10 protein-coding genes are annotated in these 13,465 nt (G+C 54.1%); 6 read left to right on the forward strand and 4 right to left on the reverse strand.

What is annotated here, in order from left to right; all coding sequences use genetic code 11:
* From DTL42_RS19100 to DTL42_RS19110, 3 genes are all read right to left on the reverse strand, one after another.
* On the reverse strand, positions 1-1,158 hold the full coding sequence (locus DTL42_RS19100; RefSeq protein WP_158545464.1) for a leucine-rich repeat domain-containing protein: 1,158 nt from the start codon (positions 1,156-1,158) through the stop codon (positions 1-3).
* Between the two features lie 511 nt (positions 1,159-1,669).
* Entirely contained in the window at positions 1,670-1,972 is a 303-nt protein-coding gene (locus DTL42_RS19105; RefSeq protein WP_114370986.1) for a hypothetical protein, read from the reverse strand.
* 336 nt (positions 1,973-2,308) lie between these two features.
* Positions 2,309-3,094 carry a TIGR00266 family protein gene (locus DTL42_RS19110; RefSeq protein ID WP_114370988.1) on the reverse strand — a complete coding sequence of 262 codons (786 nt, stop codon included), beginning with the start codon at positions 3,092-3,094 and terminating at the stop codon, positions 2,309-2,311.
* A 336-nt stretch (positions 3,095-3,430) separates the two neighbouring features.
* On the opposite strand from DTL42_RS19110, the gene DTL42_RS19115 reads away from it, so the two are divergent.
* The 4 genes from DTL42_RS19115 to DTL42_RS19130 all read left to right on the forward strand — a co-directional run bounded on the left by DTL42_RS19115 (position 3,431) and on the right by DTL42_RS19130 (position 10,621).
* Positions 3,431-4,444 (forward strand): protein disulfide isomerase family protein, encoded by a 1,014-nt coding sequence (locus DTL42_RS19115; RefSeq protein ID WP_114370990.1) that lies wholly within the window; start codon positions 3,431-3,433, stop codon positions 4,442-4,444.
* A 1,037-nt stretch (positions 4,445-5,481) separates the two neighbouring features.
* Positions 5,482-7,593 (forward strand): peptidase domain-containing ABC transporter, encoded by a 2,112-nt coding sequence (locus tag DTL42_RS19120; RefSeq protein ID WP_158545465.1) that lies wholly within the window; start codon positions 5,482-5,484, stop codon positions 7,591-7,593.
* 29 nt (positions 7,594-7,622) lie between these two features.
* Complete coding sequence (locus DTL42_RS19125; protein ID WP_114371033.1) at positions 7,623-8,987, forward strand: HlyD family secretion protein; 1,365 nt, start codon at positions 7,623-7,625, stop codon at positions 8,985-8,987.
* A complete protein-coding gene (locus tag DTL42_RS19130) occupies positions 8,891-10,621 on the forward strand; it encodes a TolC family protein (RefSeq protein ID WP_158545466.1) in 1,731 nt (576 codons plus the stop codon). Before DTL42_RS19125 ends, DTL42_RS19130 begins: the two co-directional genes overlap by 97 nt.
* Before the next feature lie 83 nt (positions 10,622-10,704).
* Here DTL42_RS19130 and DTL42_RS19135 read toward each other — a convergent pair whose 3' ends face one another.
* Positions 10,705-11,757, reverse strand: coding sequence for a peptidase (locus tag DTL42_RS19135; protein WP_114370996.1), 1,053 nt, complete (start codon positions 11,755-11,757; stop codon positions 10,705-10,707).
* A gap of 307 nt (positions 11,758-12,064) precedes the next feature.
* Between DTL42_RS19135 and DTL42_RS19140 the strand changes: the two genes are divergently transcribed.
* Together DTL42_RS19140 and DTL42_RS19145 are read left to right on the forward strand one after the other, a co-directional pair.
* Positions 12,065-12,661 (forward strand): TetR/AcrR family transcriptional regulator, encoded by a 597-nt coding sequence (locus tag DTL42_RS19140; RefSeq protein WP_114370998.1) that lies wholly within the window; start codon positions 12,065-12,067, stop codon positions 12,659-12,661.
* 216 nt (positions 12,662-12,877) lie between these two features.
* Positions 12,878-13,453 (forward strand): carboxymuconolactone decarboxylase family protein, encoded by a 576-nt coding sequence (locus tag DTL42_RS19145; protein WP_114371000.1) that lies wholly within the window; start codon positions 12,878-12,880, stop codon positions 13,451-13,453.
* Positions 13,454-13,465: the final 12 nt, after the last annotated feature.

Genomic DNA, 13,465 nt, shown 5'->3' on the forward strand with positions numbered 1-13,465 from the left:
TCAGTTCAAAAATGGGCGATGTCTTGAAATCTTTATACCGGGCAATTCACTTTGCAGCTCAGCCTCGCCAAGCTTTTCCAATTCGGTGTCGAAGATACTAATACTTTGAAGGGCCTCCATTTCTTTGAGGCTTGCCAGTGACGCTGCGGTTATTTTAGTAGACGACAGATTGAGGCTTTTTAGCTTTTTGAATGGCTGTAAGAACTGGACGGATGCGTCGGTGATTGTCGTTGAATCAAGATAAAGGTATTCAAGGTCTTCGAATGCTTTTATGTTTTTGATTCCTTCGTCGTCGACTTTTGTTTTGCTAAGCATCAGTGTTCTCAAGCCTTTCAGCTTTGCTATGTGTGCTATCCCTTCGTTTCCGACGTTGGTGCCATTGATTCGTAGTGCCCGCAATTGCTTTGAATCAGCCAAGAACTTTATGCCTTCGTTTGTAATCGCGGTATGGCCAAGAAACAGGGATTCCATGGATTTGAACTGTGCAATGTGCCTCATCCCTTCGTCGTCGATTTCAGAATAATCACACCGCAAGTCCTTGAGCTTTTCCAGAGAACTTAATGAGCGAAAACCTTGACCTCGAACGTTCGTTTCAAGTAGCCAAAGCGATTCAAGATTCTTTAATGGGGCCAGATGACTCAATCCTGCGTCGGTAATTTTCGTCCCACTCACATCGAGATACTGCAGTTGATTCAATTCAGAAAACGACTCCAGCCCACGATCAGTAAGCGATGTCCTAGAGACATTAAGAACTTTCAATTGTTTCAAGGACTTAAGCTGGCTAAAGCCGGAATCTGTCACCTGGGTATGCCAAAGATTAAGCTCTTCTAGGTTCTCCAATTTTGCAATTTCTCGGACACCAACATCCGTTATTTTACATCCCCAGCAACTAAATTTTTTGATCGTCGGTAGCTCCGCGATTTTAGCCAAAGCGGTGTCAGTAATTCTGGTGCCGCCGAGGTCAAGCTCTTCTAAATGCTTCAACTGAATGATGTACTTCGAGACATCTGCATTCGTAACCGGGCGAGCAACGATAGACACTCCAACTAGCTCGACGCGACCTTCAATTTCCCGATAATTTAAGCCCGCGTGTTGGCCTTCCAGGTAATTGATTACTTCCTGGTCTGAACGAGGAATGTCGTCTGCTTTGGCACGCATGGATAACCCACAGAGACAAACAAGCGTTACTTGCATGCAATACAAAATGACAAAACGGCACCAATTCACGTCAATCACTCCACTGCTATGTCGCCGATGGTTATGTAAGAGTCACGGTATATGAGAAGCTTACACTGCCTTTAATGTTCAAAGAGACCGCAACTCCAGTATCTCCAGAAAAAAAAGACACTCCAGCCCCGGAGAATTTAGTCTCCACATTTAGTCCCTCATTTACACTCCATGAACCAATCTGAATTTCAAAATAGGAACTTGCCAGGGTGCCATGTTCACGTCTTCGTGAGCATGCTGTGGGGTCATGCTGAGTCTTTTTCGACACTGCCTGCCTGGCGAGAAGGACAAACCTGAATGTAAGTCACGTGCCCCCGCCGTCAAGACACGGGCCCGAGGCACCGTGGCACACGTCCACGGTGATCGTGCGTGGTGATCATGGCAGTGTCGTTGCATTGCTTGCGTGGGAATCATGGAGGCTGTGATACGTCAGCTGTGGTTTTTATGGCTTGGTGGTTTCTTTGGTTTCGACCCCATTTTGGAATTCAACAATCTTTTCAACAGTTCCGTCTAGGTCATAGTATTCCGCATTCCCGTGGGCGAAATACTCCTTCTGCTCTGGACTGAAACGATAAGGCACCTTGGCCCGAATTGAGCCATCATCGTTCACAATATATCCCGTGCCACCAGCTTGCACGTCAAACGACGAAGTGATGACCACCGCACCATCTCGCAGGTAGTGCGTTTGCTGGGTTAAATATCCCGGCTTCGTACTCCTCCACAAGCCGCAGTTCCCCGCTGTCATAAAAGTACATTTCCCTCCCGGTCCCGTAGGCATGACCGTCGTTATCAACAAAATACGTGCCTGGAATGTACTGCCAAGTGTTCCATGCAACAAAAGCGAGGCACAACACCAATATGGCAGCCAGAAAAAGGGAAACGCGAAGGCGACGTCGAGGATCAACAGACATAAGGCAATTCATCCCCATGTACGTATGGACGGGGGCAGCATAACCCGGCGAGCACCCTACGGTGAATCTCGAAGTTCCAAGCCCTGCGAGCCAACCTCACCACCATTCACCATGGGGCAACGCACCAGGTTGCGAGTTGCGTTGCCATGTGGTTGGCCCGCGTCGGTGTTTTAGTCGCCGAACAAGTTGCCTAAGCCGCCGAGGACGGAGCCTTGGCCTTGGCTTTTGCCTCCGGCGGATGGGGCGTGTTGGACGATGCGGTCGGCCATGCGGCTGAAGGGGAGGCTTTGCAGCAGGACGGTTCCGTGCCCGCGGAGGGTCGCCAGGAACAGGCCTTCACCGCCGAAGACCATGCTTTTCAAGTTGCCAGCTCGCTCGATGTTGTAGTCGATGCCGTCGGTGAAGCCGACGAGGCAGCCGGTATCGACGCGGAGCGTTTCGCCTTGCAGTTCCTTCTTGATGATCGTGCCGCAAGCATGCACGAAGGCCATGCCGTCTCCTTCGACTCGCTGCATGATGAACCCTTCGCCGCCGAAGAAGCCAGTGCCGAGCCGTTTGTTGAAGGCCACCGACAGCTTGGTGCCCAACGCCGCGCACAGGAACGAATCTTTTTGGCAGATGATGCGTCCGTTGACTTTCGCAAGATCGATCGGCACGATCTTGCCTGGGAAAGGCGCCGCAAACGAAACGCGCTTCTTGCCGCTGCCGCGATTGGTAAAGTGAGTGATGAAGATCGATTCGCCGGTCAGCATTCGCCCGCCAGCTTGCATTAAGCTGCCAAAGAAACCTTGGCTAGGCGTCGAACCGTCCCCCATCTTCGTGTCGAATTGAATCCCTTCTTCCATGTAGCACATTGCGCCTGCTTCGGCGATGACGGTCTCGCCAGGGTCGAGTTCCACTTCGACCAATTGCATGGAATCGCCAAAAATTTCGTAGTCAACTTCATGAGACTGCATCAGGGGTAGGCTCCTACGGGGTCATTTGGGTTGTTGAAAAAGGTTGGCGCTGCCCCGCGCTAATCGCGATTGTAGGATGGGGTAGGCACCATTTCTAGTTCGTCCGTGCTGGCAAAATATTGAGGGAACGGTTGTGCCAACAAAATTTGCCTGCAAGTGGTTCGCCAGGCCCCATTTCAGGTGGATTTGACTTGACGGCGCTAGGCTGAGCCAGTTCAATCAAGAGATGCCGATATTCGTTTGCAACGACGACAAAGGCCCTGTTCGTAAACGTATTGATTTGGTGCCATGCTCACGCCGACGTGAATTTGGCACCTGATACCGAGAGAGATTCCCATGCCAGCTCTTCGCCAGATTGTGCTTAGCCTACTCGCCGCCACTTTGCTTTCGACAACCCTCTTCGCCCAGACCCCAGCGGTCGAGCGCCCTTTGGTTACGCTCGATCAGGCTTTGGCAGGCGTCCGCTGGCAAGGGCGGGTTCCTTCGCAGGCCACGATCGGCGACAAAACGCCAATCGTGTTGGTTTATGCCACATGGTGCCCGAAGTGCAACGTTTGGACCCCAGAGCTATTCGCCCAGTTGGCCGAGTCGATCAAAGATCAGCCGGTCATCTTGTTCGCGGTGAACGCAGACGAAACGGTCCGCGGGGTCGACTACGCCCTGCAGCGAAAACTAGTCGGGCCGAACATCTTCCACGGCGACGACCCGAACATTGTGGCGCGGATGGGTTTTCAAAGCGAACTGTTCAACTACTCGATTTTCCAAGATGGCCAACAAACCAACCGGAAACAGGCCGGCGGTTATTACAACTTAGAGAACGGCCAGAAAGAGTTCGCCTTAAGTCGACAAATTAAGACTGGGCTGGAAGGGAAGTTCTCGTTTCTGACCGACAAGACGTCCGACGCCCTGAAACAGGTGCTGTGGCCGCTGGAACTGGGAAGCAACCTCGACGAACGATCGCTGCTGGCGATGCGGAAGAAGATGGATGAACCGCTGGCCAACGAGTTCAACTCGGCCATTAGTGATTTCCTTGATGGACAAGTGAAAGAGATCGCCGATTCACGCAAGGGGACCGTTCCGCAGCAAATCAAAGGGTACGAAATGGCGGAGGCCATCGCCACTAATTTCAAATCGACCCCCCAAGGCCGAGCCTGTCGCGGGCTGCTCGACAAGCTGGAAGAAGACAAAGCGTTTCAAGAAGAGCTAACCGCCAAAAAGCTGTACGACCAAGCCATGCAAAAAGGGACAACTCCAGTTACCCTCCGCCGCATGATGGGCCGCGCCTCAAGCCGCTTCCCCGAGGCCTACTATGGGAAAGAAGCCCAAAAGGTCATCGACTCGGTCCAGTAAAAGGAACCGACTTGCCTGTTCGTAGGCAAGGCATAAGCGTTTCAAAACGCCTAAGAACCTGTTGTAGATTGCAGGCCTGGCGTTTTCTTCCAACGAGTATCCGCTCGCAGCAGCCCATTCGATGGCGAACCCCAAGTGGTAAGCGATTATATTTCTCACATGCCTCATTCATGAACTCGATGTTCCTATCACGCTTGGATACGCAGAGTTCGTCTCGATGCACCAGGATTTACTAAAAAGCCTGGCGGAAATCACTCGTGTGGCAACGCAAAGCAAGCTGAGGAGTGTCCCCCGTTCGCACGAACGGGACGCATGGCACTGGTTGTCGCCCTGGCAAGGCTCAATCAGCGACGGTCCTTCTTGAATTGCGTAAGCAGTGGGACCAGCTTGGCTTCGTTGCGGTTTGAATCAAGGCGGGAGATTGAATTCGCCTAATCAACTGAGCCCTCGGACAAGGCGCTATTCACAGTGCCGGGATGGCTGTTGTGTGCCTGGCTGTTCCTCATCGGCCAAGGTCCACCAGCGTGAACTGTTGCGAGAAGGCAGATTTGCCAGAGGGAATATGTCTGTTCGCTCGTGGGGGGTGCGTAATATGCCTCGAACCGAACAGACTGTCGCGTCGAAGTCGCTTTTATTTAGGTGTGGAGGGGGCGACGACCCCCCTGTGTTTTCCGCATAAAGCACTCCCCAAGTACCTGCCCAGCGCGAGTTCGGCCTATCTATTGCTTCAAATCGCAGAGAAAACGACCGTTTGGGGGCGAATCTGCATGGGTGAAACCCTCTATAGATAAAATCTATGCCTACCCTACTTCTTTTCTATTTTTCAGCTTTAGGGTTGAGGTCGACAATTAAGAAACTGCAAGATGTGCGGTTAAAGCCAAGCTAGGCTCCGTTTTTGGCGTCGCTCGCGTGTCAGGCGAGCTATTTATAAACAGAGCCGAGAATTCACCTAAGAACTTCTCCCTAAAGTCTGAACCACAATGCCACTAGGTGCTGCAGGAAATACGAATAATTTATCGCTCGAAGGAGCCATTTGTGTGTTGGCACAGTTCGCCGCCACAGCCCGTGTTTCGTTTGATCGAGGCCAGGCTCGGCGTCTGTTGCACGAAGCAGAACGCGCGATACCGGGCGAGGAAAGCGCTGCCTGGGGATGCCGTTTGGTGGAAGTGGGCGAGAGCATCAACCTCAAGGTCCGCACGCTCGATGCGTCTGTCGATCGCATTATTGCGTTTGTCCACGATGGCACTCCCATCGCTTTCGGCGTCGACGACGAAGCGGGGCAAACTCACTGGCGTATCATCACTCAAGTCAAAGGCTCTCAGGTTCACGTGCTAGAACCGCTCGTCGAGTCGGAACGATGGATTTCGTTGCGAAATCTGCGAAAGGAACTTTCGCTCGAGAGTAAAGATGCCAAGTATCGGTGGCTGATCGGTCAGCCGGCTTTAAGTTGCCAAACGCCATCTCGCCCAACGAAAACACCTTCGGCTCAAGGGGGGCAAAAGCCGTTCTCGCGGTTGGTATCGCTCTTTATTCCCGAGCGACGCGATCTGTGGATCTTGTTGGTCTTCTCGGCCGTTGTCGGCATCTTGGCACTGGCGACTCCCGTGGCTGTCGAGGTGCTGGTCAACACGGTCGCGTTCGGCAGATATTTGCAGCCGGTGATTGTCCTGGCACTGATGCTGTTTGTCTTCCTCGTATTCGCGGCGGTGATGCGGGCGTTGATCATCTTCGTGGCGGAAGTGTTGCAACGGCGGATCTTCATCCGGGTAGTCGAAGACCTGGCCTATCGCTTGCCCCGGGTCCAGCAAGACGAATTCAACGACGTCCATGGACCAGAGCTGACCAATCGTTTTTTCGATGTGGTTACTGTCCAGAAAGCGACTTCCGTATTGCTGCTTGATGGTGTGACGATTGTGCTGCAAACCATCATCGGGATGGCCGTGATCGCTTTTTACCATCCCTTTTTCTTAGGCTTCGATGTGGTCCTGCTGATGCTGATCGCCCTGGCTATTTTTGGCCTGGGTCGTGGGGCGGTAAAAACTTCGATCAAAGAGTCTAAAGCAAAGTACGCCGTCGCGGCCTGGCTGCAGGAACTGGCCCGGCATACTACCGCCTTTAAGATGAACGGAGGCCAGTCCTACGCGTTAGAGCGAGCCGACGATTTGGCCGTGCATTGGCTCGAAGCTCGACGGTCTCACTTCAAAGTCATATTGCGTCAAATCTTGTTCGTGCTCGGCCTTCAAGCCGTCGCGGCCACAAGCTTGCTGGGGCTCGGAGGCTGGCTCGTTATTTCCGGTGAAATGACCCTGGGCCAACTGGTCGCCGCCGAGTTGATTGTGATGATGATCCTCGGCTCGTTCGCAAAATTAGGCAAGCACCTCGAAAGCTTCTACGACTTGCTGGCTTCGATCGATAAGCTGGGGAATCTCTTCGATTTGAGTACCGAACAGCACGACCGGCTCTTCCATCTCAACGAAGGGACTCCGGCAGCAATGCGGGTGCGGGGAATCACGTTGGCTAACCAAGGCCGAACCTTGTTTTCCAATTTCAGTTTGGAAATCGAACCAGGAACTTGCACCGCCATTTTGGGCGATTCCGGCGCGGGCAAGTCGACCCTGCTAAGTCTTTTGTGTGGGCTACGCTCGCCGAGCAAAGGTGGGATCGAGCTGGATGATATCGATATCCGAGAACTGCGTCCCGATTCCCTTCGCGAGCATATCGCATTGGCTGGCCAAGTCGCCATTTTCCACGGAACGATTCTCGAGAACATTCATTTAAATCGTCCGCACATCAATGCCAAAGATGTCCGTGACGCGTTGACGATTGTCGACTTGTTTGACGAACTGCAAGACCTGCCCGACGGTCTTAACACGATGGTGCAGACCCATGGACACAAACTTTCCCGCAGCCAGGCCACCCGTTTGATGTTGGCCCGCGCGATCGTAGGACGCCCGCGCATGCTGCTGCTCGATGGGGCACTCGACGGGCTTTCCGACGAGATGGCGGGGCGATTGTTGGAAAGATTGCAAGGCGAAAACAGTTGGACTTTGGTGGTCGCCACCGTCAGGAAAAGCATCGCCCAGTTATGCCAGCGCCAAGTCGTGTTAAAGGGTGAAAATTCCGGGGCAATCGCATCAGAAACTCAATAGCACCTAACGGCTAAAGCAAGGGAACACCGATGAAAGTATCGGGTTTACGAAACGTATCGGATATTCCGCAATCGCACGACGATAGCTTGCCAGCATTGAAGCTGGTGCAGTCATCGCGTTGGGTGTGGCGATTGGCGAATATCCTGTTGGGAATGCTTCTGCTGAGCATTGTGGGGATGGTCTTTGTGCCATGGCAGCAATCGGCCAAAGGGACCGGGCAAGTGGTTGCCTATGCTCCGCAAGAACGACAGCAGTTGATCACCGCGCCAACGAAAGGAGTCGTGTCGTTAATTTCGCCTGAGCTGCGCGAAGGTTCGCTGGTGAAGCGAGGGGACCTGATCCTGGAAATGGAACCAGGCGCCGCCGACTTGGTAAATCAGTTGGAAGCTTCCTTACGCGACCTCGATGCCAAGGTTGCCACCGCCGAGGCAAAAGCAGATGTTTACGGCAGGAACGTTATCGACTTCACCGAAGCCAAACTTGCAGCCGTGTCGGGGGCCGATCAGTTGATCGAAGCGGCCGAGGCGAAGTGGGACTCGAAACAAAAACTGGTCGACGGCTACGAAGCCAAACGTTTGCAGGCTCAGTTGAATTTGGAACGCCAAAAGAAACTGTTTGCCAGTGGTCTGCAATCGGAAAAGGAATTGGAGAAGTTGCAAAAAGATCTGCACGTAGCCGAGTCCGACTTGAAGTCGGCCAAGCTCGATGTGGAAGCCGCTTTAGGAGAGTACGAAGCGAAGAAGAAAGAGCGAATCCAGAAAGAACGCGAAGCGCAAACGAAGGTCGATTACGCCCAAGCCATGCAGCACGAGGCGCTCGGCCAGGTTGCCACCGCCAACAAAGAACGACGCGATCTGGAAATCAAACTTTCTGAACTCGAACGCTTGAAAATCAGAGCTCCACGGGATGGAACCTTGTATCGAGTCGAGGTCTTTGAACGTGGACAAATGTTAAAGGAAGGAGATCCCCTGTTTACGATTGTCCCTGAGACCACTCAGCGGGCCGTCGAACTTTGGATCTCCGGTAATGATGTTCCCCTGGTGCAAAACGCCGATCACGTCCGCTTGCAGTTTGAAGGTTGGCCCGCCGTTCAATTTGCCGGCTGGCCTTCGGTGGCGGTGGGCACTTTCGGCGGAAAAGTTACCAGTGTCGACGCAACCGACGATGGCCAAGGCAACTTTCGTGTTTTGGTCGTACCCGATGAAGAAGGGGCATGGCCATCGGATCGCTACCTGCGGCAAGGTGTGCAAGCAAACGGTTGGGTGATGTTAAATCAGGTTCCACTAGGCTACGAGATATGGCGACAATTGAACGGATTCCCACCGACGGCCACCAACGGCAAGAAGCCCGCAAGCAAGAAGCCTGTGAAGTCGAAAGTCAAGCTGCCAAAATAAGCCGGGGCAACCTCGTCGTCTTGCTGCTCACCATCGTGGCGACCAACTGCTTGAGCGGTTGTCGCTCTTCGTCGGTTCACGTGCCAGCCTATGCCGAAACAACCACGGCCCAAGCTACCCACAGCCAGGAAGCGGCAGCGCCGCCGGAAGTCGCCACCAACCCGCAGCCGGCAGACTACGAGATGGTCTCCTTCGACGAAGATTTGCCTCAGCTTAACGAGCAAGGGGCACCACTCGAGTCAGCTCCTTTAGAAGCCGTACCGCAGCAGGCCACGCCCTTGGAAGAAGTGAAGCCGAAGCCGCTGAGCATGCAAGACGTGATCAAGGCCGTGGAAGCTTCGTACCCACTTCTTTCCAGTGCCTACCTGAGCCGCGAGGTCGCCGCTGGCGAAAACGTCACCGCCATGGGCGCGTTCGACCTGAAGTTGAAAGGCTCGAGCATCTCGCGCCCGGAAGGGTTCTATGAATATTACCGGCAAGGGGTCTCGATGGAGCAGCCGCTGTTTTCCGGCGGTTATTTGTATGGCGGCTATCGGCTGGGGGAAGGCAACTTTCCGGTCTGGTACGGCGGTCAGCAAACCAACGGTGGCGGCGAATTTGCAACCGGCGTGGGAATGCCGCTGCTGAAAGATCGCGCGATCGATCAACGCCGGGCCGAGCTATTCAAATCCGAGCTTGAACGACAACGGGTCGAGCCAGAGATTCGAGCGCAACTGATCGAGTTCACCAAAATTGCCTCGATCTACTATTGGGATTGGGTCGCCGCCGGTCAGGCTCGCGATGCCGAACGCGGATTACTGGCGCTCGCCCTGCAGCGCGTTCAAAACATCCAACGCCGAATCGAGCTAGGCGACATGAAAGCAATCACCCGCATCACCAACGAGCAGCTCATCGCCGCGCGGGAAACGAAAGTGATTGAAGCAGAACGGAAGCTGCAAAGTGCGGCGATCAAGCTTTCGCTCTTCTTTCGCAATCCAGAAGGCGAACCGCTGTTACCGCACGAATCGCTGCTGCCAGGCCACTTCCCGCCGCAACTGTTGCCTTCCGAGCAAGACCTGCAAGACGCCCCTGCCACGGCCATCGCCGCTTCGCCGCTGCTGGCAGATATCGACTGGAAGATTCGCCAAACGCGGATTGATTTAGAACAGGCCGAAAACTCGGTTTTGCCTAAGCTCGACGCCCAGTTGTACGCCTCGAAAGATGTCGGCGATCCGACCAGTCCCAAAGGGGATAAGACTCCGTTTGAATTAGAGCTGGGCCTTTTCGGCGAAGTCCCTTTGCAGCGGCGCGCGGCCTTCGGCAAAATCACTTCCACCCAAGGCAAACTGCAACAGCTCTCGCTCAAACGCCAATTCACGGCCGAGAAAACGGTTGCGACCGTGCAAGACGCCATCTCGGCCTTGTTGAACGCCAAGCAGCGTATCATTCGGGCCGAACAAAACGTCGCCTTGGCAGACGAAGCCATGAAGTTGGCCCGCATTCAATTTAACGAAGGGGATATCGACCTGGTGGAACTGAACATATACGAACAATCGGCCACCAATGCGCGCTTGATCGATATCGCCTCCAAAGCCGACTTCCTCAAAGCCATTGCCGACTACCGAGCCGCTTTGAACATCACCCCAGATTCGTAATTGGCAGCGTTTGCACCAATAAAAAACGGCGTCTGTCCGCAGGGGACGCCGCCGCTTTCAACTGCGAGTTTGGCTAGGTTCGCTTAGCTAACTTTCTGTAGTAGCGAAACACGTCCCCCCACGACCCATTCGGCCAGGTAGATGTTGCCGTCGGCATCGAAGGTGGCCCCGTGAGGATGGACGAACTTGCCGGCGACCCACTGATCGCGCTGCTGGCGAACCTTCCGCCCGTTCGCATTCACATGCTTACGCCACGCGGGATCGTCGTCGAGATAGGTCAGCACGTTGTTGTCTTTGTCGAGCAAAGTCAGGCGCGAATCGAGTTCCCCCACCAGCATCACTTCGCCGCGTACATCTAGCGACGAAGGATAAACCAAGTTGTCGACGTAGCTGAGGTGCTCGCCATCGAGGGTGAAGTATTGCAGGCGATTATTGGCTCGGTCGGTCACGCACAGCGAAGCCTCGCGGCCTGGGCGGGTATCGACATACAAACCGTGCGGGCAATTCAACTCGCCCGGCTTGCTCCCCTTCCCTCCCCAACTGCGGACCCAGTTGGCGTCGGCGTCGTATTGATGAACGAAGTGCGAACCGTAGCCGTCACCGACATAAAAGCCACCCTCCGGAGCCAATGCGATGTTGGTGGGCGTGTACCGGCCAGCGTCCTGGTACCTGCCCGACTCTTGCGGAAAACCCTTCGTCCAGACAATCTCGCCGTTCAGGTCGAGCTTCGCGATTTGATGATTCTTGATATCGCTTAAGTAAAGAAACTCTTGGTTGCCTTCCTTCCGCAGATCAAGCCCATGCCCGCCGCCGTGGAATTCTTGACCGAACGAGCGAACGTATTTGCCGTCGGCATCGAACACCACAATCGCATCCAGGGGGTCTTTGGCCGGGCTTTGATGCGTGATGTAAATCAGGCCAGCCTCGTCGATCGCGACGTCGTGGGTGGCGCCCCATTGAATGCCCTCAGGCAGTTGTCCCCAGCCATGGTGGCACTCGTAAACGTACTCGCCCGAGCCGACGCGAAGCGGGCTGGAGCCTGACTTATTTTCAGCCCGCAGCAGAAGCGGGGCCGCAAAAGCCGTGGTCGCAGCGGCAGACGTTTGTAAAAATCGACGACGAGTAGGCAAAGACATGCGGTGCGAATCCTCTCAGGAAGTCAGCGAAGCAAGGCAAATAGCTAGAATCCAATGATGGACGCTGCATTTTACGAGAACTATCCCGAGGAACAACGCCCAATGTGCAAAAAGTTGCTTAGGTGGTGTTCGTCGTCTTTGGGTAGCTGTTAATGCGGAATTGCGACGTATTATTTAGCCCTTGTAGCTTGAGGCAAGGCCATTTTACCCAATCTTCATGTTGCGTCAGAAGAGATTTCTGCTCGCGATGGGAGAGTGGTTGTAAAAAGTCGCTTGACGAAAACAGACAGGTCTGTATGATCTCAGCATGGCAAAAGCAGAAAAGAAATCGAGTCCTCGACAACGGCTGATCGACACGGCAGAAAAGCTCTTCTATGCCGAAGGGGTACGGGCCGTGGGGATCGATCGTATTATTGCCGAGGCCGATGTCGCCAAGACAACGCTCTACAGCCACTTCCCCTCCAAGGATGATTTGATTTTAGCGGCGTTAGAAAAACGCGAAGTCGACGTCGATCAGATGTTCGAGCAAGGAATCAAAAAGTCGGTGCAGAAAGGTGGCACGCGGCTGGAAGGTTTTTTCGCGGCCTTGAAAAAGTGGTTTCAGCAAACCGGTTTTCGGGGCTGTTCGTTCATCAACGCCGCCGTCGAGTTAGCCGACAGCCAGCACGACGCGTCGCAGTTTGCTTCGGCTCACAAGCGGCGTTTTCATGCCCGCATTCAAGAGATCATCGCCCAGGACTACGATGCTGACGTCGCGGCCGCCACGGCCCCAGCGATTTCGCTGCTGGTCGAAGGGGCGATCATCAGCGCCGTCCTGTTAGGTTCGCCCAAACCAGCCGATACCGCCAAGAAGGCCGCGTTCCAAATGTTAGATTCATTCACAAAAAGCCGTAATAAGCCGTAACCAAGTTCCCTTTTTTTGCCTCTAACAAGACAGACCTGTCTGTATGGATATGGTTCTCACAAATAGATTAGGTGACTGCGGAACTGTGGTCGAGAGCGAAACATTAAGAAGTAGGCACCGCTCAGGTTCAATTTTTTTAGCAAGACAAAGACAGACCTGTCTGTATTGTGTTTCCAAGTTTACCCAACTGTTTTTTTGAAAGTAGGAGATCTTCCCATGCAACGTTTGAATTCCGTCGATCTGCAATCCGCAACTGGTCGCACCCAAGAGCTGTTGGAAAGCGTGAAAGGCGTGTTCGGTACGATTCCGAATTCGGCCCAGGTGATGGCCAATTCGCCTGCGGTTCTTAGCAGCTTTCTGGCCTTTAGCACGGCCATGGCAGACACAAAGATCGATGCCAAGCTGCAAAATCAGCTCAAGCTCATCACTAGCGAGAAAAACGAGTGCGACTACTGTTCGTCGCTGCTGGTTGCCGTGGCTCCGGCGATGGGGCTTTCGTCCGCCGATGTGCTGGCCGGGCGAAGCGGCCACAGTGAAGATACCCGCACCAAGGCCGCGTTGGCGTTTGCTCACGACGTGCTGGAAAACCGTGGCAAAGTGAGCGACGCCCGACTAGCCGCAGTCCGAGAAGCTGGCTTCAGCGATGCAGAAATCGTGGAGATGGTCGCCAGCGTGGTGCTGGGCTGCTTCACCAACTTCCTGAACAACGTCGCCGATACCGAACTCGATATTCCGGCAGCGGAACCGCTCGCTCCTGCGGCAAGCTGCGGTACGGATACCTGCTCGCACTAAGCGACGTTGCCC

The organism is Bremerella cremea, from assembly GCF_003335505.1.
Taxonomy (GTDB): Bacteria; Planctomycetota; Planctomycetia; order Pirellulales; family Pirellulaceae; genus Bremerella; species Bremerella cremea_A.